Source organism: Nocardioides jejuensis (assembly GCF_004337475.1).
Lineage (GTDB): Bacteria > Actinomycetota > Actinomycetes > Propionibacteriales > Nocardioidaceae > Nocardioides > Nocardioides jejuensis.
On sequence record NZ_SJZJ01000004.1, the window covers coordinates 1 to 24,979 of the forward strand.

General features: G+C 70.0%; 19 protein-coding genes and 1 tRNA gene. 14 read left to right on the forward strand and 6 right to left on the reverse strand.

The window, feature by feature from the left end:
- The first annotated feature begins 337 nt into the window (after positions 1-337).
- From EPD65_RS03545 to EPD65_RS03580, 8 genes are all read left to right on the forward strand, one after another.
- Positions 338-1,960: an MFS transporter gene (locus EPD65_RS03545; RefSeq protein ID WP_131581793.1), complete on the forward strand. Its 1,623-nt coding sequence runs from the start codon at positions 338-340 to the stop codon at positions 1,958-1,960.
- Between the two features lie 167 nt (positions 1,961-2,127).
- Positions 2,128-3,624, forward strand: coding sequence for an MFS transporter (locus EPD65_RS03550; protein ID WP_131581794.1), 1,497 nt, complete (start codon positions 2,128-2,130; stop codon positions 3,622-3,624).
- Positions 3,625-3,694: 70 nt separating this feature from the next.
- On the forward strand, positions 3,695-5,779 hold the full coding sequence (locus EPD65_RS03555) for a molybdopterin oxidoreductase family protein (protein WP_131581795.1): 2,085 nt from the start codon (positions 3,695-3,697) through the stop codon (positions 5,777-5,779).
- Complete coding sequence (locus tag EPD65_RS03560) at positions 5,776-7,203, forward strand: FAD-dependent oxidoreductase (RefSeq protein WP_131581796.1); 1,428 nt, start codon at positions 5,776-5,778, stop codon at positions 7,201-7,203. The genes EPD65_RS03555 and EPD65_RS03560 overlap by 4 nt, the downstream gene beginning before the upstream one ends.
- A 166-nt stretch (positions 7,204-7,369) precedes the next feature.
- Positions 7,370-9,931 carry a nitrite reductase large subunit NirB gene (gene nirB, locus EPD65_RS03565; protein ID WP_131581797.1) on the forward strand — a complete coding sequence of 854 codons (2,562 nt, stop codon included), beginning with the start codon at positions 7,370-7,372 and terminating at the stop codon, positions 9,929-9,931.
- On the forward strand, positions 9,928-10,269 hold the full coding sequence (gene nirD, locus EPD65_RS03570; protein WP_131581798.1) for a nitrite reductase small subunit NirD: 342 nt from the start codon (positions 9,928-9,930) through the stop codon (positions 10,267-10,269). Before nirB ends, nirD begins: the two co-directional genes overlap by 4 nt.
- Positions 10,266-11,411, forward strand: a complete 1,146-nt coding sequence (locus EPD65_RS03575) for a uroporphyrinogen-III synthase (protein WP_131581799.1) — start codon at positions 10,266-10,268, stop codon at positions 11,409-11,411. The genes nirD and EPD65_RS03575 overlap by 4 nt, the downstream gene beginning before the upstream one ends.
- Positions 11,408-12,100 carry a sirohydrochlorin chelatase gene (locus EPD65_RS03580; protein WP_131581800.1) on the forward strand — a complete coding sequence of 231 codons (693 nt, stop codon included), beginning with the start codon at positions 11,408-11,410 and terminating at the stop codon, positions 12,098-12,100. The genes EPD65_RS03575 and EPD65_RS03580 overlap by 4 nt, the downstream gene beginning before the upstream one ends.
- Before the next feature lie 155 nt (positions 12,101-12,255).
- On the opposite strand, the gene ispF is transcribed toward EPD65_RS03580, so the two are convergent.
- Positions 12,256-12,732 (reverse strand): 2-C-methyl-D-erythritol 2,4-cyclodiphosphate synthase, encoded by a 477-nt coding sequence (gene ispF / locus EPD65_RS03585; protein WP_131581801.1) that lies wholly within the window; start codon positions 12,730-12,732, stop codon positions 12,256-12,258.
- Between the two features lie 32 nt (positions 12,733-12,764).
- On the opposite strand from ispF, the gene EPD65_RS03590 reads away from it, so the two are divergent.
- Both EPD65_RS03590 and EPD65_RS03595 read left to right on the forward strand, forming a co-directional pair.
- A complete protein-coding gene (locus EPD65_RS03590; RefSeq protein WP_131581802.1) occupies positions 12,765-14,348 on the forward strand; it encodes a molybdopterin-dependent oxidoreductase in 1,584 nt (527 codons plus the stop codon).
- Positions 14,349-14,374: 26 nt separating this feature from the next.
- Entirely contained in the window at positions 14,375-15,721 is a 1,347-nt protein-coding gene (locus EPD65_RS03595; protein ID WP_131581803.1) for a C39 family peptidase, read from the forward strand.
- A gap of 134 nt (positions 15,722-15,855) precedes the next feature.
- On the opposite strand, the gene rlmB is transcribed toward EPD65_RS03595, so the two are convergent.
- Both rlmB and cysS read right to left on the reverse strand, forming a co-directional pair.
- Positions 15,856-16,809 (reverse strand): 23S rRNA (guanosine(2251)-2'-O)-methyltransferase RlmB, encoded by a 954-nt coding sequence (rlmB, locus tag EPD65_RS03600; RefSeq protein ID WP_131581804.1) that lies wholly within the window; start codon positions 16,807-16,809, stop codon positions 15,856-15,858.
- Entirely contained in the window at positions 16,809-18,206 is a 1,398-nt protein-coding gene (cysS, locus tag EPD65_RS03605; RefSeq protein ID WP_131581805.1) for a cysteine--tRNA ligase, read from the reverse strand. Before cysS ends, rlmB begins: the two co-directional genes overlap by 1 nt.
- A gap of 84 nt (positions 18,207-18,290) precedes the next feature.
- Here cysS and EPD65_RS03610 point away from each other — a divergent pair, with 84 nt between their 5' ends.
- The 4 genes from EPD65_RS03610 (at position 18,291) to EPD65_RS03625 (ending at position 21,823) form a co-directional block, all read left to right on the forward strand.
- Positions 18,291-18,887, forward strand: a complete 597-nt coding sequence (locus EPD65_RS03610) for a hypothetical protein (protein WP_131581806.1) — start codon at positions 18,291-18,293, stop codon at positions 18,885-18,887.
- 69 nt (positions 18,888-18,956) lie between these two features.
- On the forward strand, positions 18,957-19,961 hold the full coding sequence (locus EPD65_RS03615) for a hypothetical protein (protein ID WP_131581807.1): 1,005 nt from the start codon (positions 18,957-18,959) through the stop codon (positions 19,959-19,961).
- A gap of 56 nt (positions 19,962-20,017) precedes the next feature.
- Positions 20,018-21,694 carry an AMP-binding protein gene (locus EPD65_RS03620; RefSeq protein WP_131581808.1) on the forward strand — a complete coding sequence of 559 codons (1,677 nt, stop codon included), beginning with the start codon at positions 20,018-20,020 and terminating at the stop codon, positions 21,692-21,694.
- Between the two features lie 55 nt (positions 21,695-21,749).
- Positions 21,750-21,823: transfer RNA gene (locus EPD65_RS03625), tRNA-Thr, on the forward strand.
- 66 nt (positions 21,824-21,889) lie between these two features.
- Here EPD65_RS03625 and EPD65_RS03630 read toward each other — a convergent pair.
- Genes EPD65_RS03630 through EPD65_RS03640 form a run of 3 tightly spaced genes read right to left on the reverse strand, consistent with a single transcriptional unit; the run spans position 21,890 to position 24,916 of the window.
- A complete protein-coding gene (locus EPD65_RS03630; RefSeq protein WP_131581809.1) occupies positions 21,890-22,660 on the reverse strand; it encodes a dioxygenase family protein in 771 nt (256 codons plus the stop codon).
- Positions 22,661-22,712: 52 nt separating this feature from the next.
- Positions 22,713-23,399 carry a uracil-DNA glycosylase gene (locus tag EPD65_RS03635; RefSeq protein WP_279387550.1) on the reverse strand — a complete coding sequence of 229 codons (687 nt, stop codon included), beginning with the start codon at positions 23,397-23,399 and terminating at the stop codon, positions 22,713-22,715.
- Between the two features lie 32 nt (positions 23,400-23,431).
- On the reverse strand, positions 23,432-24,916 hold the full coding sequence (locus EPD65_RS03640) for a flavin monoamine oxidase family protein (RefSeq protein WP_131581811.1): 1,485 nt from the start codon (positions 24,914-24,916) through the stop codon (positions 23,432-23,434).
- Positions 24,917-24,979 lie beyond the last annotated feature (63 nt).

Here is a 24,979-nt window from a genome sequence, read left to right on the forward strand (position 1 = left end):
CGGATGCCGGGGGCCTTCTGCATTTTCACCATGTTCGCGTGCGCACGCACGACCTCACGGCCCTCGTGCAGGCGACCTCACGCTTGTGAAGGCATGCACAAGCGTGAGGTGAATGCCGGTTTCCACGCCCGTAACTGCGCGAAACACAGCCGTCACGAAAGTCCAGTGAAGCGGTGAGATTTTATTGACGCAGGGCCGTCCGGCGCGCGCGGCCCACCGCAATGTCCGCTTCCTACGTTTCTCCCAACCCGGTGGACAGCACCGGAGACCCACCCCCGGAAGAGCCGCAGCGCCAGAGCTGCCGCAGCGGATCCCGGCAAAGCGTCTGGAGCACGACGTGAGCACTACCGAATACACGGCCCCAGCGGCCGCCGTGACCGCCAAGGGCGGCACCTGGATCGAGGACTGGCGTCCCGAGGACGACGCGTTCTGGGAGAACGGTGGCAAGGCCATCGCCAAGCGGAACCTGCTGTGGTCCATCTTCGCCGAGCACCTCGGCTTCTCGGTCTGGCTTCTCTGGTCGGTCTCGGCCGCGCTCATGGTGGCGCAGCGCCCGGAGTTCCTGGACACCTTCAACGTCGACCCCACGGGCAAGTCGGTCAAGCTCTTCTACCTGATCGCCCTGCCCAACCTGGTCGGCTCCCTGGTCCGCATCCCCTACACGTTCGCGGTGCCGAAGTTCGGTGGCCGTAACTGGACGGTCATCAGCGCGCTGCTGCTGCTGATCCCGACCGTGCTCTTCACCGTCGCGGTGCAGAACGCGGGCACGCCGTACTGGGCGTTCATGGTGATCGCCGCGACCGCCGGCTTCGGTGGTGGCAACTTCGCCTCCTCGATGGCGAACATCAACTTCTTCTACCCGGCCAAGGCCAAGGGTGCTGCGCTCGGCCTCAACGCCGCCGGCGGCAACCTGGGTGTCGCGCTCATCCAGTTCTTCCTGCCGATCATCGTCGGTGCGGGCGGTGCCTTCGGCCTCGTCGTCGCCGCGAAGAAGACGAACGCGATGGGCAAGCTCGTCCCGGACGTCCACCTCGAGTACGTCGGCTACCTGTACGCCGGTCTCGCGATCGTCGCCGCGCTCGGTGCCTTCTTCTTCATGAACAACCTGCGTGAGGCGAAGTCCTCGCCGAAGGAGCAGCTCGCTGTCCTGAAGCAGAAGCACACCTGGGTGATGTCGTTCCTCTACATCGGCACCTTCGGGTCCTTCATCGGCTACTCGGCCGCGATGCCGCTGCTGCTCAAGATCAACTTCTTCCGCGCCCCGGTCCCGACCGCCCCGATCGGCATCAACTTCGTCTGGTACGCGTTCCTCGGTGCGCTCGTCGGCTCCATCGCCCGTCCCTTCGGCGGCTGGCTCGCTGACAAGTACGGCGGCGCCAAGGTCACCGTCGTCGCCTTCACCGGCATGATCCTCGGCACCCTCGGTGTCTGGTACACGCTCACCCAGATGAAGTCCGTCGCCCCGCCGGACCCGGAGAAGCTGAAGGCCTGGAAGGCCGACCCGACCACCTTCCCGGGCTGGGACGCGAACCCCTTCCTCATCGGTGTCCACGACGCCGTCACCTGGAACGCCAACCACATCTTCCCGGTGTTCCTGACGCTCTTCCTCCTGGTCTTCGCCTTCACCGGCATCGGTAACGGCTCGACCTACCGGATGATCCCGCTGATCCAGAAGCACAAGGCCACCGAGGCGACCGAGGAGGGCACGCAGGAGCGTCACCAGGCGCTGCTGGCCGCCACCAAGGAGTCGTCGGCAGTCATCGGCTTCGCCGGCTCCATCGGCGCCCTGGGCGGCTTCCTGATCCCGATCGTCTTCACCGCCCCGTGGGTGGCGAACCCGGTCGACTCGATCAAGTCGGCGTTCCTGATCTTCACCGCCTTCTACGTGATCTGCCTCGGCGTGACCTACTGGTTCTTCCTCAAGAAGTCCGGCAAGTCCCTCGGCCACGTCAAGATCTGACGGACGCCACCACGAACACGCCGTACGTCGCCGGGTCCAGCTCCCCGGCGGCGTACGGCGTCGTGTGCGTGGAGAAGAGGTTGTCACCTCCGCGAAACAAACGGGAACGGGCGCGAAATCCTCGGCACCTACCTTGGCGATGTATTCCGACTCGAGGAGCTGGCTCGATGACCCCCACCCTTGCTGCGCCGCCGCAGATCCCCTCCACGGCCCCTGCCGGTGGCACCTGGATCGACGAGTGGCACCCGGAGGATGACGGCTACTGGGAGGCCGTGGGCCGTGAGGTCGCCCGCCGCAACCTGGCCTGCTCGATCTTCGCCGAGCACGTCGGCTTCTCGGTCTGGCTGCTCTTCTCGGTCCTGGCGGCCTACCTGCCGTTCCAGGGCTTCGACTTCTCGGTCTCGCAGCTCTTCCTGCTGGTCGCGCTGCCGAACCTCGTCGGCGCGCTGCTCCGCCTGCCCTACACCTTCCTGCTGGGTCGGCTGGGTGGGCGCAACTGGGCGACGATCAAGACGTCGTTGCTGCTCCTGCCGACGCTCTCGTTCGCCTACTTCGTGCAGCACCCGGGCACGCCGTACGCCGTCTTCGTCGGCATCGCGCTGCTGGTCGGCCTCGGTGGCGGTGGCTTCGCCTCGTCGATGGCGAACATCAACTTCTTCTTCCCGGCGAGCGCCAAGGGCATCGCGCTGGGTCTCAACGCGGCCGGCGGCAACCTCGGCGGCGCCGTCATGCAGTTCGTCGTGCCGATGGTCGTCGGTGCCGGCGGCTGCTTCGGCTTGGTCAAGGGCGGCGTGCTGCACCTGCAGGTGGCGGCGTACCTCTACGCCGGCCTCGCGGCGGTCGCGGCGTTCCTGGCCTTCCGGAACATGAACAACCTGCGCGACGCGAAGTCCAGCCCCAAGGCGGTGCTGGCTCTCTTCGGCCACAAGCACACCTGGGTGATGTCGCTGCTCTACATCGGTACCTTCGGCTCCTTCATCGGGTACGCCGCTGCGATGCCGCTCCTGATCCGCCTCAACTTCGCGGTCATCGACCCGCAGACCGCGCAGATCACCGGCATCCACTTCGCCTGGTACGCCTTCATCGGCGCTCTCGTCGGTGCGCTCTTCCGTCCTGTCGGCGGCTGGCTGGCGGACCGTTTCGGCGGCGCGCGCGTCACGCTCTGGGCCTTCGTGGCGATGATCCTCGGCACGCTCGGCGTCCTCGCCACGCTCGCGCAGGTCACGCCGAACCCGGCCAAGGACCCGGCGATCGCGCTCGGCAACCAGCACCTGTTCGTCTGGTTCCTGCTCAGCTTCACGTTCATCTTCGCCGCGACCGGCGTGGGCAACGGGTCGACGTACCGGATGATCCCGCTGATCTGGCGTCACAAGCACACCGCTGACGCGGAGACCTCCGCGGAGCACGAGGCGGGCGTCGTCCGGGCGACCAAGGAGGCCTCCGCGGTCATCGGCATCGCCGGCGCGGTGGGTGCCCTCGGTGGCTTCCTGATCCCGATGGCCTTCGGTGCGCCGTGGGTGTCCGACCCGTTCGCCGCGGTCCGCACGGCGTTCATCGTCTTCGCGGGCTACTACGTCTTCTGCCTGGTGCTGACCTGGTTCGAGTTCACCCGCAAGCACCTCTTCACCGACCGCATCCCGAGCCTGGCGCACGCCCGCATCTGACCGGAGCAGACGGGTCCGTCCCGTCGGCTGCCAGACTCGCCCCACGATCCCGCCACCGCGAGGAGACCCCATGAGCACCACCACCCACTGCCCCTACTGCTCCCTGCAGTGCGGCATGCGGCTCTCGCGCCCTGAGGGGTCGCGCACTGTCGAGGTGTCGGAGTGGGCGGAGTTCCCGGTCAACAAGGGTGCGATGTGCCGCAAGGGCTTCACCTCCGCCCAGCTCCTCCGCAACCCCGAGCGCCTCACCACGCCGCTGATCAAGGACGAGGTCACGGGGGAGTACCGCGGTGTGTCGTGGGACGAGGCGCTTGACTTCGTCGGTGCCCGCCTCGCCGACATCCGCGAGGAGCACGGCGCGGACGCGATTGGCATCTTCGGTGGCGGTGGCCTGACCAACGAGAAGTCCTACCAGCTCGGCAAGTTCGCCCGGGTCGCCGTCGGCACGTCCCAGATCGACTACAACGGCCGCTGGTGCATGAGCTCGGCGGCCAACGCCGGCATCCGCGCCTTCGGCGTGGACCGTGGCCTGCCGTTCCCGCTCGCGGACATCGAGGAGACCGACGTCCTCGTGCTCGTCGGCTCGAACATGGCCGAGACGATGCCGCCGGCAGCGCGTCACCTCTCTGCGCTGCGGGAGAAGGGCGGCAAGGTCATCGTGATCGACCCGCGCAAGACCTCGACGGCCACCAACGCCGACGTCGTCCTGCAGCCGGTGCCGGGCTCGGACCTCGCCCTCGCCCAGTCTCTGCTCCACCTGATCATCGGCAACTGCCACGTCGACGAGGCCTACGTGGCCGAGCGGACGACGGGCTGGGACGCCGTGAAGGCCTCCGTCATGGCCTGGTGGCCGGAGCGCGGCGAGCGCGTCACCGGCATCACCGCGCCGGAGCTCCGTGAGGTCGCCGAGATCCTCGGCACCGCGGAGAAGGTCACCATCCTGACGGCCCGCGGTGCGGAGCAGCAGGCCCAGGGCGCCGACACCGTCGTGGCCTGGATCAACATCGCTCTCGCGCTCGGCATGCCCGGCAAGCAGTACGCCGGCTACGGCTGCCTCACCGGCCAGGGCAACGGCCAGGGCGGTCGCGAGCACGGCCAGAAGGCCGACCAGCTGCCCGGCTACCGGATGATCGACGACCCGGCCGCGCGCGAGCACGTCGCCGGCGTCTGGGGCATCGACCCGGCCACGATCCCGGGCAAGGGCCGGTCGGCGTACGAGCTGCTGGATGCGCTCGGCCAGGAGAACGGCCCCAAGGCCCTGCTGGTCTTCGGGTCCAACATCATCGTCAGCGCTCCCAACGCCAACCACGTGGGCTCGCGCCTGGATGCGCTCGACCTGCTCGTCGTCTGCGACATGGTGATGAGCGAGACCGCCGCGCGGGCCGACGTGATCCTGCCGATCACGCAGTGGGCGGAGGAGAGCGGCACGATGACCAACCTCGAGGGCCGGGTCATCCTGCGCCAGCGCGCGATCACGCCGCCTGCAGGCGTACGCAGCGACCTCGAGATCATCAGCGGCCTCGCGGAGCGGCTGAAGTCGCCGATCGCGTTCTCGACCGATGCCGAGGAGATCTTCGGTGAGCTCGGGCGGGCCAGTGCGGGTGGCAAGGCCGACTACTCCGGCATCACGTGGGACCTCGTCGCCGAGCAGAAGGGCGTCTTCTGGCCCGCGCCTGCTGGCCAGGTCAACGCCGACGGGACGGTCGGCACCGAGCGCCTCTTCGCGGACCGCTTCTTCACCCCCGACGGCCGCGCGAACTTCATCGCCGTGGAGCACGGCGGCCCGGCGGAGGAGCCGGATGCGGAGTTCCCGCTCTACCTGACGACGGGCCGCGTGCTCGCGCAGTACCAGTCCGGTGCCCAGACCCGACGCATCAAGGACCTGCCCGACGAGGGCGCCTTCGTCGAGCTGCACCCGATGCTCGCCCGGCGAATCGGCGTCGTTGACGGAATGTCGGTCACGCTCGAGACTCGGCGCGGTGCGATGGTTGCTCCCGTCAGGGTCACGGCGACCATCCGGCAGGACACGGTCTTCGTGCCGTTCCACTGGGTCGGCGCCAACAAGCTGACCAACGACGCGCTCGACCCGTACTCCCGGATGCCGGAGTTCAAGGTCTGCGCGGCGCGGATCTCGACGGCGGAGGGTGCGGCATGAGTGCAGACAAGATCGACCAGCGGAAGCGGCGCGAGCGGCTGGTCATCGTCGGCAACGGCATGGCGACGACCCGGCTCGTCGAGGAGCTCGTCGCGCGCCAGTACGACGGCGACATCATCGTGCTCGGCGACGAGGACCACCCGGCGTACAACCGGATCCTGCTGTCGGCGGTGCTCGAGGGCACCCACCCGATCGACGCGCTGACGCTGCGCCAGCCCGAGTGGTACGCCGGCCAGGGCGTCGACCTGCGCACGGGCGCCCGCGTGCTCGAGGTCGAGCGCGAGCTGCGCGACGTGATGCTGGTCGACGGCACCAAGATCGAGTTCGACAAGCTGGTGCTCGCCACCGGCGCGATCCCGACGCTGCCCCCGATCCGCGGCCTCGTGCAGCTCGACGGATCGCTGCACCCGAAGGTCCACGCCTTCCGGAGCCTGGCGGACTGCGAGCGCCTGATCGAAGCCGTCGAGGCGCTGCCGGAGGGTTCGCGGGCCGTCGTCGTCGGCGGCGGACTGCTCGGCCTCCAGGTGGCCCGTGCGCTCAGCGTCCGCGGCGTCGCGACCGAGGTCGTCGAGGGCACCGAGCACCTGCTGTCGCAGCAGGTCGACCGCCGTGGCGGCACGGTCCTCAAGCGTCACCTCAAGAAGCTCGGCACCGAGGTCTACACCGGTGCCCGCGCGGTGCGGCTGACCGATGAGGGTCTCAAGCTCGACAACGGCTTCTCGCTCGAGACCGACCTCGTCGTGCTCACCGCCGGCGGTCGTCCCTCGACCGCGCTGGCCCGCCGTGCCGGCCTGACCGTACGCCGCGGCGTCGTGGTCGGTGACCAGCTGCAGTCGATCGACGATGACGCGATCTTCGCGATCGGTGACTGCGCTGAGCACGACGGCAAGGTGACCGGCTTCGTGCCGCCGGCGTGGGAGCAGGCGTCCCTGCTCGCCGCCCACCTGACCGGCGAGGACGTGAAGTACGCGGGGTCCCGTGCCGTGGCCCGGCTGCGCGCCACCGGCCTGGACGTCGCCGTGCTCGGCGACCCGGAGCACACCGAGGGCGACGTCGTCGAGGTGACCAACCCGATCGTCGGCACGCACCGCAAGCTCGTCGTCGACGGCAACATCATCGTCGCGGGCACGCTGATCGGTGACCTGTCGCGCATCGGCCTGATCACCCAGCTCTTCGACCGCCGCACGATCCTCGCCGACTCCGAGCCGGGTGAGCTGCTGATGGCGGAGCGCCTCGAGGCCGACAGCTCGATCCTGCTGCCCGACGAGGCCGAGGTCTGCGCCTGTGCTGGCGTCAGCGCCGGCCGGATCCGCGCCTGCCGCACGTTCGAGGAGGCGCGCGAGAAGACGCGTGCCACCACGGGCTGTGGGGGATGCGCATCGGTCGTCAAGGAGCTCATTGAGTCGGCCAAGGCGCCGGTCTGAGCCCCGCCGCCGTGTGCGTGACGTCGGTCACGCCACGCGGGGGCGTGCGCGCAGATGCAACATTCGGGTCTGTGGGTGCGTGATCTGTTTCCTGCCCGAAACATTCGGAAACTCACCGGGCACACTGCGTCTTTAGCGTTGGGGACGAGCTGAAAGGCAGGTCCCCATGAGCACTCGCAAGACCCTGGTAGTCGCCGGTCACGGCATGGTCGGTCACCGTTTTGTCCAGGCCGCCATCGAGCGTGGCCTCACCGAGCGGTATGACGTCATCGTCTACGGCGAGGAGCCCCGCGAGGCGTACGACCGCGTCGCCCTCACCTCGTACTACGAGGTCGGCGCCGACGCGCTGTCGTTCCTGCCGGGCGGCAAGTACGAGGACCCGCGTGCGGTCGTCACCCTCAACACCGAGGTGACCGCCATCGACCGCGAGGCCAAGACGGTCGCGCTCTCCGACGGCACCACGCAGGCGTACGACGTCCTCGTGCTCGCCACGGGTGCTGCGCCGTTCGTGCCGCCGGTGCCGGGCAAGGACCTGAAGAACGTCTTCGTGTACCGCACGATCGAGGACCTGCAGGCGATCGAGGAGGCGGCCAAGACCGCCAAGGCCGGCGTCGTCATCGGTGGTGGTCTCCTCGGTCTCGAGGCGGCCAACGCACTGCACAAGCTCGAGGTCGAGACGCACGTCGTCGAGCTCGCCCCGCGCCTCATGGCCGTCCAGGTGGACGACGCCGGCGGCGCGACCCTGAAGCGCCACATCGAGAAGCTGGGCCTCACGGTCCACACCGGTGTGATGACCGAGTTCATCGACGCGGACAAGGACGGCGTCGAGGACGGCAAGGTCTCCGGCCTCAAGTTCAAGGACGTCGACGAGGTCCTCCCGGCCGACATCGTCATCTTCTCGGCCGGCATCCGCCCCCGCGACCAGCTGGCCCGCGACTGCGGCCTCGAGGTCGCCGAGCGTGGCGGCATCCTGGTCTCCCCGAACATGCAGACCTCCGACGAGTCGATCTACGCGATCGGCGAGTGCGCCGCCCCCGGTGGCCGGATGTACGGCCTGGTCGCCCCCGGCTACACGATGGCCGAGGTCGCGGTCGACGCGCTGCTCGAGGGCCCGGGCGAGTTCCTGGGCGCCGACATGTCCACCAAGCTCAAGCTCATGGGCGTCGACGTCGCGTCCTTCGGTGACGCGTTCGCGACGACCGAGGGTGCGCTCGAGCTCGTCTACTCGGACGCCGTCGCCGGTGTCTACAAGAAGCTCGTGATCTCCGAGGACTGCACCAAGCTCCTCGGCGGCATCCTGGTCGGCGACGCGTCGTCGTACGGCATCCTGCGGCCGATGGTCTCCAGCGGCATCGCGCTGCCGGAGAACCCCGAGGACCTGATCCTTCCGGCGTCGCGCGGCACCGCCCAGATCGGCATGCCCGACGAGGCGCAGGTCTGCTCCTGCATGAACGTCACCAAGGGCGAGATCTGCAAGGCGATCCACGACGAGGAGCTCACCGACGTTCCTGCGATCAAGCAGTGCACGAAGGCCGGCACCGTCTGCGGCTCCTGCACCAACATCCTGAAGAACCTCCTCACCGAGGAGATGGAGAAGTCCGGCAAGGCCGTCGACAAGTCCATCTGTGAGCACTTCGCCTACTCGCGCCAGGAGCTCTTCGACCTCATCAAGATCGGTCAGCTGAAGAGCTTCGACGCGGTCGTCGAGGCCCACGGCACGGGTCGCGGCTGCGACATCTGCAAGCCCGCGATCGCCTCGATCCTGGCCTCGCAGTTCAACGGCCACGTCCTCGACAACAAGACGACGGGTGCCCTCCAGGACACCAACGACGCCTACCTGGCCAACCTCCAGATCAACGGCACCTACTCGGTCGTCCCGCGCATCCCCGGTGGCGAGATCACCCCGGAGAAGCTGATCGTCATCGGTGAGGTCGCCCGCGACTTCAACCTGTACACGAAGATCACCGGTGGCCAGCGCATCGACATGTTCGGTGCCCGCATGGAGCAGCTCCCGGAGATCTGGAAGCGCCTCGTCGACGCCGGCTTCGAGTCGGGCCACGCCTACGGCAAGTCGCTGCGTACCGTGAAGTCCTGCGTCGGCTCCGAGTGGTGCCGCTACGGCGTCCAGGAGTCCGTCGCCATGGCGATCGAGCTCGAGCTGCGCTACCGCGGCCTGCGCTCGCCGCACAAGCTCAAGGGTGGAGTCTCCGGCTGCGCCCGTGAGTGCGCGGAGGCCCGCGGCAAGGACTTCGGCGTCATCGCGACGGAGAAGGGCTGGAACCTGTACGTCGGCGGCAACGGCGGCGCCGTTCCCGCGCACGCGCAGCTCCTGGCCGGCGACCTGTCCAAGGAAGACCTGCTCAAGTACCTCGACCGGTTCCTCATGTACTACGTGCGGACCGCCGACCGCCTGCAGCGCACGTCGACCTGGATCGACCAGCTCGACGGCGGCCTCGACCGGGTCAAGGAGATCGTGCTCCACGACTCCCTCGGCCTCGGCGAGGAGCTGGAGAACGAGATGGCCCGCCACGTCGACACCTACTTCGACGAGTGGAAGGCCACGATCGAGGACCCGGAGAAGGTCGCTCGCTTCGTCTCCTTCATCAATGCGCCCGGCACCCCGGACCCGAACATCTCGTTCACCGAGGACCGCGGTCAGATCCGCCCTGTCACGTTCGACGAGCCCGTCTCCCTCGGTTCGTCCATCCCGGTTGGAGCGCCCCAGTGACGAAGACTGCTGACTTCATCTCCATCTGCCGTCTCGAGCAGCTCGAGCGGGAGCGGGGAGCCACCGCGCTCGTCGCCGGTCACGCCGTCGCCATCTTCCGGACGTACGACGACCAGGTCTTCGCGCTGGGCAACTACGACCCGTTCTCGAAGTCGAGCGTGATCGCGCGCGGCATCGTGGGTACCCGTGGCGACATCCCGTTCGTCGCCTCGCCGGTCTACAAGCAGGCCTTCGACCTTCGCACCGGTGCGTGCCTCGACGACGCGGGCGTCAGTGTCCCGGCGTACGAGGTCCGGGTGGAGGATGGTCTCGTGCTGGTGGGTCCGAGGAAGCGATGAGCAGCCAGGTCGCCGAGGCGACCCTCGACGAGGGCGTGCGCGCGCTCGAGGGGTATCGCATCGGCGTCACCGCTGCGCGCAAGGTCGACGAGCAGGTCGCGCTGCTCGAACGCCGTGGCGCGGTTGTCGAGACAGCCCCGGTGCTCTCGATCGAGCCGTACCAGATCGACGAGGACGCGTTGCGTCAGCAGACGCTCGAGGTGCTCGGCGGTCCGGTGGACCTCTTCGTGGCCACCACCGGCATCGGCCTGCGGTCGTGGTTCACCGCTGCGGAGTCGTGGGGCCTGCTGGACCTGCTGCTCTCCGCACTCGGCTCCGCCGAGATCCTGGCGCGCGGTCCGAAGTCGGTGGGTGCGCTGCGTTCCCACGGGCTGCGCGAGCTGTGGTCGCCGCAGTCGGAGACGTTCGAGGACGTGCTGGCCCACCTGCGCGGCCGTGACCTGACCGGCAAGCGGATCGTCGTGCAGGAGCACGGCCAGTCGCTCAACAACGTCGCGCACGCGCTGCGTCGCCAGGGAGCCAACGTCCACGTCGTCACGATCTACCGGATCGAGGGCGTCGGGGACCCGGAGCCCGTCTTCCGCATGGTCGAGCACGTCGCGGACCGCAAGCTCGACGCGGTCACCTTCACCTCGGCCCCGGCCGTTGCCACCTTCATGGAGATGGCCGGCGTCGTCGGTCGCCGCGAGGACGTCGTCGCGGCCTTCCAGGCGGACGTCGTCGCGACCTGCGTCGGCCCGGTGACCGCTGCGGCGTTCGAGATGTGGGGCGTGCCGACGGTGCAGCCCGAGCGCAACCGCCTCGCCGCCATGGTCAAGCTGCTCGAGACCGAACTGCCGTCGCGCCGCGAGGGCACCGCCCTCGAGGTCGCGGGACACACCCTGCTCATGCACGGTGACGTGATCCTGGTCGACGGCGTCGAGGTGCGGCTCTCGCCCGCGCCGCTGTCGGTCCTCCACGCCCTCGTCGTGAACCCCGGTCACGTCGTCTCCCGCCGCGACCTCCTCGGCTGCCTGCCCACGGGCCAGGCGTCGTCGGAGCACGCGGTCGAGATGGCCGTCGCGCGTCTGCGCGCCGCGATCGGCACGCGCCTCGTGCAGACGGTCGTCAAGCGCGGCTATCGCCTGGTGGTCGAGTCATGAGCCGCCTTGTCACGGTCGCGCACGGCACCCGCGTGGTGGCGGGCAACCGGATCGCTGCCTCGCTGACGGCACAGGCAGCCGAGCTGCTCGGCGTCGAGGCCACCACGTCGTACGTCGAGCTGTGCGAGCCGCTCGTCGCCGACGTGCTGGCGTCGTCGGTGGCGCCGACTGTCGTCGTGCCGCTGCTGCTGTCGACCGGCTTCCACGTGAAGGTCGACATCCCTGCTGCCGTGCGAGGCTCGCGCGGACCGGCAGCGCTGACCCGACCGCTCGGGCCTGACCCGGTGCTCGCCGCTGTGCAGCGCGCCCGGCTGGTCGAGGCCGGCGCGAAGCCGGGCCAGCCGGTCGTCCTCGTCGCGGCCGGCTCCAACGACCCCGACGCCGTGCCGGACCTCGTGGCCGCCGCGCGTTACCTCGCCCGGGTCTGGGGCGGCCCGGTGCTCACCGCGACCGTCTCCGGCGCCGGTCGTTCGATCGAGAGCGCTGTGGCCGAGGCGTCGCTGTACGGCGACGTCGCCGTGTCGACGTACCTGCTCTCTCCGGGGTTCTTCTCCCGCAAGGTCGCGACGCTGGCGACCGAGGCCGGTGCTGCTGTCGTTGCCGACGTGCTCGGTGCCGACGCGGCGATCGCCGGTCTGATCGCGGACCGTTACCGCGAGGCGCTCGCAGCTCTCAGCATCGCCGCCTGACCCTCCCCGTCGCCGAGACGGGGCGTGTGCCGCGCTGAGACGAGGCGTGTGCCGCGCCGAGACGGGGCGTGTGCCGCGCCGAGACGAGGCCCGTGCCGGTGCGCCTGTGGAGAAGTGCCGCACAGGGCCCGTCTCGGCGCGGCACGAGCCCCGTCTCAGGGCAGGAAGACCAGCGCGGTGGCGATCGCGGCGATGCCTTCGCCCCGACCGGTGAGACCGAGTCCATCGGTCGTGGTCGCGGAGACCGACACGGGCGCGCCGACGACCTGGCTCAGCACCTGCTCGGCCTCGGCCTTGCGGGCGGCCATCCGCGGCCGGTTGCCGATGACCTGCACGGCGACGTTGCCGACCTCGAAGCCGGCGGCGCGCACGCGGCGTACGGTCTCGGCCAGAAGTGCGGTTCCAGCGGCTCCTGCCCACTCGGGCTCGGCCGTGCCGAAGTTGCTGCCGAGGTCGCCGAGACCCGCCGCGGACAGCAGCGCGTCGCACGCCGCGTGGCAGGCGACGTCCGCGTCGGAATGGCCCTCGAGGCCCGCTGGCTCGTCGGGCCAGTGCAGGCCCGCGAGGTACATCGGAACGCCGTCGGCGAAGCGGTGGACGTCGGTGCCGATGCCGATGCGGGGGATGCTCACCGGACGATCATGACGGATGGGAGCATGGGGGTGTGAGCAGAGTCCGTCTCTCCTGGGGCGCGGCCGGGCTGGTGGCCGGTCTCGCCGGCTTCGGTGTCTCCTACGGCGCGACGCAGTACCTCGGCCGGCGGCTGTCGCCGTTCGACGCTGTCGCCGAGCTGGTCATCTCGCTCACTCCGGGTCCCGTGTCGCACTGGTTCATCCAGCGCGTCGGCACCCACGACAAGGCGATCCTGGGCGTGATCATCGCGCTGGTCACGATCGTGGTGCTGCTCTCGGCCGGCCGACTCGCGGCTCGTGCGTGGTGGGCGCCGCTGCCGGCGTTCGGCTTCCTCGGCGCCGTCGCTGCGGTTGCCGCGCTCACCCGCGAGGACAGCAAGATCGACGACGCGCTGCCGGTGGCGCTGGGCGTGGTCACCTGGGTGCTGGCCCTGTCCTGGCTCACCGAGCCGATGCACAGGGAGCGTGCTGCGGAGCGCGCTCCGGAGCCGTCGGATGGACCTGCCGACGGCCCGTCGCGGGCGGCGCTCGTCGACGCCTCACGTCGTACGGTCCTGATCCGTGCCGGTGTGATCACGGTGATCGGCGCCGGCACGGCGCTGCTCGGTCCGATCGTCGGCCACGGGCGACGTCGTGTGGAGCAGGCCCGCCGCCTCCTCAACCTGCCGGTCAGTCGCCCCGTGGTGCCGAAGCGCGTGAGCGTCCACGTCCCGGGCGTGACGCGCTGGCAGACGCCGAACTCCGACTTCTACCTGATCGACACGGCGTTCACGAAGCCCGCGATCGACCCGGATACATGGCGGCTACGCATCCACGGGATGGTCGAGCGCGAGGTCGTGCTGACCTATCAGGACTTGCTCGACCGCGAGATCACCGAGGACTGGATCACGCTCAACTGCGTCTCGAACCCGGTCGGCGGTGACCTGATCGGCAACGCCTGGTGGAGCGGCGTACGGATCGCGCCGTTGCTGAAGGAGGCCGGGGTCAAGGCCGGGGCCGACGCGGTCCTGCAGACCTCGGAGGACGGCTGGACCTGCGGTACGCCGCTCGAGGCGCTTACCGACGACCGTCAGGCGATGATCGCCTTCGCGATGAACGGCGACCCGCTGCCGATCGAGCACGGCTTCCCGGCGCGGGTGATCGTCCCGGGTCTTTACGGCTACGTCTCCGCGTGCAAGTGGGTCGTGGACATCGAGGTGACCCGCTTCGACCGGATCTCGGCGTACTGGGTCGACCTCGGCTGGGCCGAGCGGGCGCCGCTGCAGATGAGCTCGCGCATCGACGTGCCTCGTGACGGCGCGGACCTGCCTCGCGGGCCGGTCCGGATCGGCGGGGTCGCGTGGGCGCAGCACACCGGCATCTCCCGTGTGGAGTACGCCGTCGACGGCGGCCCGTGGCTGCCGGCAGAGACCGGCGGGGCCGCGGTGCGCCCCGACGGCTCGCCCAACCGCGACACCTGGGTGCAGTGGTCGGCCACGGAGCACCTCGCCGACGGCGATCACGTCGTCCGGGTGCGCGCGATCGACGTGGACGGCACGGTGCAGACAGGCGTGGAACGCGATGTGGCCCCGGCCGGTGCGACCGGCTGGCACGCGCGGCGATTCACCGTCGGCTGAGGCCTGCGGCTCGATAAAGTCGAGGCGTGCAGCTGCGACGCCTGATCCTCGACCCGCGACTCGACGGTCTCCGGCTGCGCTTCGCCGTGGCGGTGACCGTGCTGATGGCCCTGCTCGCTTACGTCGCGCTGCTCGACAGTTCCGCCTCGCGGCAGGCTGCGGAGCGCGCGAAGGGCCCTGCCGTCGCGAGCAGTCCCCGGGCGCAGGCCGAGCTGGCGGCGTCGACCCCGGCGCGCAACAGCTACCGCGAGGTCACCAGCCAGCCCGACTGGGCGGCTGGCACCGCGCGCGGCACGGTCGCTGCGAGTGGCTCTGTCCGGCTGGCGCAGCGCGCCGGCAGCGTGACCGTCGGCGGCCGTTCCTTCGACTGGGCGGCATGGCAGTCGCCGTGGGTGACGCCGGGCCACGGCTTCACTGAGCTCGTTCCGTCGTGGCGTGCGACGACACCGACGGGCACGTTCGTCGCGCTCCAGGTCCGCGCGAAGACCGCCGCGGGCAAGACGACCAGTTGGCAGAGCTTCGGTCGCTGGAGCAGCGGCACCGACGAGGACCTGCGACGCAGCCTCGACGCGCAGGCCGACGGGCTCTCCACGGTCGCCACCGACACTCTCCGCGCCGACAGCGGCGTCGCGTTCACGGCGTACACGCTCAAGGTGCAGCTCTACCGCGCCACCGGCAGCACCGCGACGCCCGCGGTTCACTCGATCGGCGCCGTCGCGTCACAGCTCGCCTCGTCGGTGCCTCCGGTGTCCGCCCCGCTGCTGGGCGCCCGCGCGCTGGCCGTGCCGGCGTACTCGCAGATGATCCACCGCGGCCAGTACCCGAACTACGGCGGTGGCGGACAGGCGTGGTGCTCGCCGACCTCGCTCTCCATGGTCCTCGGCTACTACGGGGTCAAGCCGACGGCCAGCGAGTACGCCTGGGTCAACTCCTCGTACGCCGACCCGTGGGTCGACGAGGTCGCCCGTCGCGTCTTCGACTTCCAGTACGACGGCGCCGGCAACTGGCCCTTCAACACCGCCTACGCCGGCACCCGACTGACACACACGGCCGTCACCCGCTTCGCGTCGCTGCGCGATGTCGAGAAGTTCATCGCGGCGGGCATCCCGGTCGAGCTGTCGATCTCGTTCTCGTCCGGCCAGCTGTCGGGCGCGCCGATCAGCAGCACCGCCGGCCACCTCGTCGTCGTCACCGGTTTCACCTCGTCGGGCGACGTGCTGGTCAACGACCCGGCCGCATCCAGTGACGCAGCCGTGAAGCGGACCTACGACCGCGGTCAGTTCGAGGCAGCCTGGCTGCGGAAGTCCCACGGCGTCGCCTACGTCATGCGCGACGCCCAGCACGCCTTCCCGACCGGCTACGGGCTCAGCTGACGGGCGCCCGGAGCCCTTCCTCCAGGAAGGGGACCCCGGCCTACCATCCGGCCGCTCGTTCCTCGCGGCCTCCCGCCAGACCCAGCCACGGCTCGGGGTTCCCCTTCCTTACGGAAGGGCCCCGGGCGGACGGGTCAGGCGCGGAACTGAGCCACGGCGTACAGGACGACCGAGGCGGCGACACCCGCGTTGAGCGACTCGACCGAGTTGACCATCGGGATGGAGATGATCCGGTCGCAGTTCTCGGCGACCAGGCGCGACAGCCCGTCGCCCTCGGAGCCGACGACGACCACGAGCGGGCCGTCGGCCACCTCGTGGATGTCGGCGGTCGTGAGGTCGCCGTCCATGTCGAGGCCGATGACGGTGCAGCCGGCCTCCTGGTACTCCTTGATCTGACGGTTCAGGTTGACCGTCTGCGCGACCTTGAGGCGTGCGGCGGCACCGGCGGAGGTCTTCCAGGCAGCGGCGGTCATGCTGGCCGAGCGACGCTCCGGGATGACCACACCGTGGGCGCCGAACGCCGCGGCCGAGCGCACGATCGCGCCGAGGTTCCGCGGGTCGGTGATGTGGTCGAGGATGACGATGAGGGCGGGCTCCTGCGCGTCCTTCGCCACGTCGAGCAGGTCGTCCGGGTGCGCGTACTGGTACGCCGGCACGCGGGCCGCGAGGCCCTGGTTGCCGCCGAAGCCGCACATGCGGTCGAGCTCGGGCTTGGTGACCTCGAGCAGCGGGATACCCAGCTCGGCGGACAGCTGGAACGCCTCGCGGAGGCGGCCGTCGCGCTCGGCGCCCTCGGCGACGTACAGCGCGTTGACCGGGACGCCCTCGCGCAGTGCCTCGACGACGGGGTTGCGGCCGATGATCCACTCGGCGTCACCGGCAGCGCGCTTGCGGGGGCCCGGTCGGCGGGCCTCCGCCTTCTCCTTGGCCGCCTTGATCTTGTACTGCTTGTGGTACTCGCGGTCGGAGGCCTTCGGGGTCGGTCCCTTCGCCTCGAGGCCACGGCGCACGCGCCCGCCGGAGCCGGCGGTCGGGTTGCCCTTGCCGCTCTTCTTGATCGCGCCCTTGCGCTGTGAGTTGCCGGCCATCAGAGGCTCCACTTCGTGCCAGTAGGGGTGTCCTCGAGGACGATGCCGGCGGCCTTGATCCGGTCGCGGATCGCGTCGGCAGCGGCGAAGTCCTTCGCCGCACGGGCAGCGTTGCGCTGCTCGAGGAGGCCGGCGACGAGGGCGTCGACGGCCAGGGTGAGCTTGTCGTTGTCGCCGGAGGACGAGGTGCCCCAGGCAGGGTCGAGCGGGTCGAGACCGAGCACGTCGAGCATCGCCCGTACGTCGGAGGCGACGTCCGCCGCACCGGTGGTGTCGCCATCACCGAGCAGCTTGTTGCCGTCGCGCACCGCGTCGTAGATCGCGGCGACGGCGGAGGGGGTGCCGAGGTCGTCGTCCATCGCGTCGACGAACGCGGCCCGGAGCTCCGTCGAGGCGTCCGGCATCCCGGCGCGCTCGAGGAAGCCCTCGATCCGCTGGAAGCCGACGGCGGCCTCGTCGAGCGCCTCGAAGCTGAACTCGACGTTGGAGCGGTAGTGAGCGGCGACCATGTAGAACCGCAGCTCGATCGGCCGCACGCGCTCGAGGACCGACGGGACGACGAGCGAGTTGCCGAGCGACTTGCTCATCTTCTCGCCGGCGGTGGTGATCCAGGCGTTGTGCATCCAGTACGTCGCGAAGCCGTGACCGGCAGCGCGGGACTGGGCCTGCTCGTTCTCGTGGTGGGGGAAGCGCAGGTCGACGCCGCCGCCGTGGATGTCGAAGGCCTCGCCGAGGTACTTGCCGGCCATCGCCGAGCACTCGATGTGCCAGCCCGGGCGCCCGCGGCCCCACGGAGACGGCCAGGACGCCGTCTCCGGCTCGGACTCCTTGCGGCCCTTCCACAGGGCGAAGTCGCGCGGGTCGCGCTTGCCCCGCGGATCTGCATCCGCGGCGGCCTCCATGTCGTCGATCTTCTGGTGCGTCAGCGACCCGTAGTCCGCAAGGGAGCGGACGTCGAAGTAGACGTCACCGGAGCCGTCGGCCGCGGGGTAGGCGTGGCCGCGCTCGATGAGCAGCGCGATCATCTCGATCATCTCCGGCACGTGGCCGGTCGCCGCGGGCTCGTACGTCGGCGGCGCGACGTTGAGCGCGGCGTACGCCTTGGTGAGCTCGCGGTGCATGTCGTAGGCGAGGTTGAACCACGGACGGCCCTGCTCGGCGGCCTTGGTGAGGATCTTGTCGTCGATGTCGGTGGTGTTGCGGATGAACGTGACGTCGTAGCCCGAGGCGGCCAGCCAGCGGCGCAGGACATCGAAGTTGACGCCCGAACGGATGTGGCCGACGTGGGGCTCCGACTGGACGGTCAGGCCGCAGACGTAGATGCCGGCGCGACCCTCGACGAGGGGCACGAAGTCGACGACGTCTCGTCGGGCGGTGTCATAGATCCTGAGGGCCACCGGAGGAGTCTACGGGCGCAGGCGGTCTGGACCGGAAACGCGACGGTCGTGCGGGAGGGGGCCGGTCCGCTTACGCTTCGGCCCATGCTCCGATTGGTCCGTTTTGTGACGGCAACTGCCGCCGTCGTGGCAATTGCCGGTTTTGCGACACCTGCTGACGGTGCGATCGCGAACGACACCGACCAGACCAGCGACATGGTGCAGTGCGACGCGAACGGCGCCAACTGCGTCGCGGACAACGGAGCGCAGGGCGACATCTCCGCCATCACGATCAACGCCGGCGCCACGACGGTCACGGTGACGACGACCTTCCGTGGGCTCACCTCGTTCGACGACGGCATGCAGGGCGAGGCCGTGCGGATCCAGACGAAGGCCGGTGTGAACCGCACCGTGCGCCTGGTCCGTTCGGGTGGCCAGCTCCTCTTCGACCTCGTCGACGCCTCGGGTGGCGCGCTCACCTGTGCCGGGATGAGCCAGTCGATCGACTTCGGGGCGAAGACGATGCAGGTCTCCGTGCCGACGTCCTGCCTCGACAACACCACCCAGCTCTCGGTCGGCATCGCCTCGGTCTGGAGCAACGACCCCGAGGGCAGCGTCGTGCACGTCGACGACGCCTACGCCAACCGCACCACCTCGCTGCCGGCGACGCCCTCGCTCAGCCACAAGATCAACGTCGGCTGATCCGAGCCCGACGTCGAAGGGCCCGCGCACCGTCCGGTGCGCGGGCCCTTCGCATTGCATGATGGGCGGATGAAGACACGGGGAATCAGGGCCGCGCTGGCGACCTGGCTGGTGGCAGCGCTGACAGCGGGGCTGCTCGCCGGCTGCGGCGGCGCCGATGCCGCGGACAGGTTCCGGGACCTGCCCGGCGTGCGCGCCGCCAGTGTCGAGCGTCGCGCGCTCGACACCGACTACTACGCCTGGGACGCCGTGGTCGACATGCGCGGGGATGCGACGGCGGAACAGGTCGCCGCTGTGCTCGACCGGCTTGCCGCGTGGCGTGGCGCCGATGCCGGCGAGGAGCGCACCACCGCGGTCTACCTCGACGCCCACACCACGCGGTACGACGACGGGTGGCTGCCCGAGGGCGCCTCGATGGCCCGCTCCCGACGCTCGCATGCGGCCAACCTTGCGAATGCCCGCCTGCTCCTGGCTGCCCATGCTGCGCTCGGCGGGCGCGTGACGATCTTCGGCGACGACCTCATGAAGCAGTGGCGGGTGCAGTCCCCGGACATGCGGGCGACGCTGCGCGCGATCCGGGCGGACCCGGTGCTGTCCGCGGCGCCCCGGCTGGTGATCGAGGCGCCGCATGCGCGTCTGGGCACGCTGGGGCCGCTGACCGCCGACTGGGTCGCGGCGTACGAGCGCTCGGTCACGACGTTGCCGAAACCGAAGGGCGTGCGGACCTCGGTTGCCTACTTCGGCACCCCCATGGACGGTGAGGACTTCAACCCGGGTGCCCGGCCCGGGCAGCTCGAGATCCTGATGGCGCTCCAGATGAGGGAACGGCGCGCCCGGCAGCTGGTCAATGCCGATGCCGCAGCGGACCCGCGGTGGCCGGCGGTCCGCTCGCAGCTCGACGTGCTCGCGGGGCGACCTGCCGGGTCGAAGATGATCGTCTGGCTGCAGTACGACGCGATCGGCAGCGAGTACCGCCGGATCCACGACCTGGTCGACCTGACCCTCGGGCGGCCCGTGCAGGCAGGCAAGCAGCCCAGCTGGAACGACGAGGCCGCGGCGTACCTGACCGACTGACGGCCGATTTCGGCGAACCCCTTGCCACGCTGCTGGCGGACGGCCAACGATGCGGCATGGACCAGACGCGAACCGTCCCGGCGCTCGACGCCGCAAGCCTCTGTGAAGCCTTCCAGGTGACGGTTCGTCACCGTCCCGACCAGGTTGCGCTGCGCATCCCCGGCGGGGCTGTCGAGATCACGTGGTTCGAGTACGGCGAGCGGGTGCGCCGCCTCGCTGCGGGCCTCGCTGCGTGCGGTGTCCGGGCCGGCGACACCGTCGGGATCATGATGGTGAACCGGCCGGAGGCGGCCATGATCGATACCGCAGCCTTGCATCTGGGAGCGATCCCGTTCTCCGTCTACAACACCTCCTCGCCGGAGCAGCTGGCCTATCTGCTGGGCGACGCGGGCTGCAGGGTGGTGGCCACGCAGCAGGGGTTCCTCGCGGGAGTGCGGGGCTCCGGGGTCGATCTCTCGACGGTCATCAGCGTCGACGGCGGCGACGGGACGCTCTCGTTCGCCGACCTGGAGGCGAAGGGTGACGTCGACTTCGACTTCGAGGCGTCGTGGCGCGCGGTTGGCCCCGAGGACGTCCTCACGCTGATCTACACCTCGGGCACCACGGGTCCGCCCAAGGGTGTGGAGCTGACGCACGGCGGCATGCTGGCCCAGCTCCGCGGTGTTCAGCAGATCCTCCCGGCGACCCCGGACGACCGGGCGGCGTCGTACTTGCCGTTCGCGCACGTCGCGGACCGCTGGGCCTCGCAGTACAACCACCTCGTCTTCGGCATCCAGGTGACCTACGTCGACGACCCGAAGGCGATCGTGGGGGCGCTCGCCGACGCGAGGCCGACCTTGTGGGGCGCCGTTCCGCGGGTCTGGGAGAAGATCAAGGCGGCGCTCGAGGCCAAGGGGATCACCGACCCGGCGGCCCTGTCGGCCGAGATGCGCGCCGGTGTCCTGCAGCTGCTCGGTCTCGACCAGGTGACGTGGTCGGTCTCCGGTGCGGCGCCCATCGCGCCCGAGGTGCTGCAGTTCTTCCTCGACCTCGGCCTGCCCATCTGCGAGCTCTGGGGCATGTCCGAGATCTCCTGCGTCGGCACGGTCAACCGCACCGACGACATCCGGATCGGCACCGTCGGCCAGGTCCTGCCCGGCTGCGAGGTGACGCTCGCCGACGACGGCGAGCTGCTCTTCCGCGGGCCCACGCTGATGCATGGCTACCGCGGGCTGCCGGAGAAGACCGCCGAGGCCATCGACGCGGACGGCTGGCTGCACACGGGCGACATCGCGACCATCGACGACGAGGGCTTCGTGACCATCGTCGACCGCAAGAAGGAGCTGATCATCAGCGCAGGCGGCAAGAACATGTCGCCGGCCAACATCGAGCAGGTCATGAAGGCTGCCCACCCGCTGATCGGTCAGGCGGTGGTGATCGGTGACCGTCGGCCGTACAACGTTGCGCTGCTCGTGCTCGACCCCGACGCGTGCGCCGCGTACGCCGCGCAGGCGGGCCTCGCCGACGCCTCCGCCGCGGCCCTGTATGCCGATCCGGGCGTGGTGGCAGCCGTCGCCATGGCCGTCGAGGAGGCCAACGGCCGGCTCTCGCGGGTCGAGCAGATCAAGAGGTACCGGATCCTCGACGTCGACTGGCTGCCCGGCGGCGACGAGCTCACCCCGACGATGAAGCTGAAGCGCAAGCCGATCGACGCCAAGTACGCCGACGTGATCGAGGCGCTGTACGCCGACTGAGCGAGCGGCAGGTCGCTTGGCTACGATGGCGTGCGCTGTCCTCAGGGCAGCGCACGCCGCGTTAACTCAGTTGGTCAGAGTGCTGCTCTTGTAAAGCAGATGCCGTCGGTTCGATTCCGACACGCGGCTCCGATTTGGTTCGCCTGTGGCGCATCCATTGCGCCGTGGATGCACCGCAACGAAACCCCCGGCTCCTCAGGCGACCTGGAAGCTCCGCTTCGACAGGCCCACGTGGAAGCCGTCGATCCGCTGGTCCGGCGCAGCGGTCGGGTCGGTCGCTGCGCCGAGGGTCAGGAAGAGCGGCGTGTAGTGCTCGACGGTGGGGTGCGCGTAGGGCATGCCCGGGGCCTTCGACTGGTACGCCGCGAGCTCGTCGATGTCGCCGCGCTCCAGGGCCTCCTTGGCCCAAAGGTCGAAGTCGGAGGACCAGCCGGGGGCCGCGGCGTCGATCGACCAGTCCCGCAGGAACGGCAGGCCGTGGGTCATGAAGCCCGACCCGATGATCAGCACGCCCTCCTCGCGCAGCTCCCGCAGGCGCTGGCCGAGGCCGAGCAGCTGGTAGGGGTCGCGGGTCGGCATCGACATCTGCAGCACGGGGATGTCGGCGGCCGGGTACATGATCTTGAGCGGCACCCAGGCGCCGTGGTCGAGTCCGCGGGTGCGGTGCTGGTGCACTTCCATGCCGTCGGGCATCGCCTTGGTGATGCGCTGCGCGAGCCACGTGGAGTCCGGGGTCTCGTAGGTCATCCGGTAGTACTTCGGGTCGAAGCCGCCGAAGTCGTAGACGAGGGGCGCCTGGTTCGCGGTGAGCGACAGCGGCGCCTTCTCCCAGTGGGCGGAGATGATCAGGATCGCCTTCGGCCGCGGCAGGTCCTGCGCCCAGGACGTGAGCTGTGCCGACCACAGCGGGTCCTCGAACAGCATCGGGGAGCCGTGGCCGATGTACAGGGCTGGCATCGTCGTCATGTCCACTCCAATGGTTGACACTTCAACTTTATTCCACGGGTGGCACGAGCACCTAGGCCGGGAGCGACCAGTCGACAGCCGCGGCCCCCTGAGCGACCAGCAGGTCGTTGACCTGGCTGAACGGCTTCGACCCGAAGAACCCGCGGTACGCCGACAGCGGTGACGGGTGCGCGGACTCGATGGCCGGGACGTCGCCGAGCCACGGCCGCAGCCGCCGCGCGTCGTTGCCCCAGAGGATCGCCACGAGTGGTCCACCACGCTGCGCGAGGGCCCTGATGGCGTGCTCGGTCACGGCCTCCCACCCCTTGCCCTTGTGGCTGTTGGAGTTGCCGGGCTCGACCGTCAGCACCCGGTTGAGGAGCATGACGCCCCGATCTGCCCACGCCGACAGGTCGCCGTGAGTGGCAGGGGCGACACCGAGGTCGGTCTCCAGCTCGGCGTAGATGTTGGCCAGGCTCGGCGGCAGCGGCGCCACCTCACGCGGCACCGAGAACGACAACCCGACGGGATGGTCCGGGTTGGGATACGGGTCCTGCCCGACGACCAGCACGCGGACGTCGGCCAGAGGGCGCTGGAACGCCCGCAGCACGCGGTCGCCCGAGGGCTGGTAGCGACGCCCGGCAGCCAGCTCTGCCCGCAAGAAGTCGCCCATCGCGGCGATCTGCCCCTCCACCGGAGCGAGCGCCTCGGCCCAGTCACGAGCGACCAGCCCCTTCTCCACGAGTACGTCGAGTGTCACGCGCGCCAACCTAGGCGATCGGCGCGCAGTCGTCACGGAGCGGCGATGACCTCCGCTGCCGCCCGCTGCCCGGCCCGGACAGCGCCGTCCATGTAGCCGGTCCAGTACGTCGAGGTCTCGGTGCCGGCCCAGTGCACGCGGCCGTGCGGCGTACGGATCGAGGAGCCGACGGTCGACATCGTGCCCGGCCCCATGACCGCCACGGGTGCGCCCCGCGTCCAGCGCTCGTGGGTCCAGTCGTGCTCGGTGTAGTCGATCGGCGAGAGCGCCTGCTTGCCGAACATCTTCGCGAAGCCCGCGAGCACGGCCGCGCGACGGGCGTCGAGCGAGAGCGTGCCGAACTGCGCCCAGGTCGTGCCCCCGACGAACGCCAGCAGGATGCCGTGCCCCGTGGAGGGAACGCCGTTGTCGAACGCCACGCGCACCGCGCCGTTGTCGCTGACACCCATGCCGGACAGCCCCGCCTCGCGCCAGAACGGCGTCTCGTAGACCGCGTCGCACTTCATCAGGCGGCCCATCTTCATCTGCTGCAACAGCGTGCGTCGCGCGGCGGGGAGGCCGGGGTTCCAGACGATGTCGAGGACGAGCGGCGGGGGACAGGCCACGATCACGCGGCGGCACGCCACGGTGCCCCGTGCGGTGTGCACGACCGCCCCGCCGGCGACCTGGTCGACCTGCCGCACGGCCGCGTTGAGCGCCACGGTGTCACCGAGCTGGCTGGCCAACGCGAGCGGCAGGCGCTGCGATCCGCCGACGAAGCGCCGCTCCTGCGCGCCGCCTGCGGTGTCGGCGTTCAGGTTGAAGGTGCCCTTCGTCGTCTCGTTGCCGGAGCAGGCGATGTAGTGGATGACGAAGAGCAGGGAGAGCTGGTCCGGGTCGGCGCCGAAGCCCGGCTGCGTCCACGACTTCAGCAGGTTGATGATGCCGGCGCCGTTGACCGAGTGCCCACGGACGTACGCCGCGAGCGTCGTCGCGTCCCACTGCTTCGCCTTCGGGTGCGCCCACGGTGCGGCGACGTCGATCTCGGCGGCCCAGCCGTCGAGCTGCTTCAGCAGCAGCAGGGCGTCGAGCAGGATGGTCGGGTCCGGCGGGACGGTGCCGGAGTAGGTCTGCCGGCCGAGCAGCTTCGAGACGTAGACGTTCTTGCCGTCGACGTACTCGGGGAAGGTCGCGACGCCGAGCTCGGCGGCCAGCGCGGCGACGTGGTCCTGGGTGGGGCCGATGAACGCCCCGCCCGCCTCGATGGTGCCGCCGGTCGTGAGCCGATGGTTGAGCAGTCGGCCACCGACGCGTGACCGTGCCTCGACGACGAGGACCGATCGCCCGGACCGCGCGACCTCACGGGCTGCGACGAGTCCGGAGAGCCCGCCGCCGACGACCACCGTGTCGACGCGAGCGGGCAGGGAGCCCTGCAGCGTCGCGGCGGTGGCCTGCGTGCCGAGCCCGTCCATGGCCAGTACGCCGAGGGCGGCTGCCGTGCTGCCGAGGAGGTGCCGGCGGTTCAGGTCGAGAGACATTCCCCGATGCAACACCGGGCGCGCCGCCGCGGTCCACGGAATCGACCAACCGGATCTGTGTGA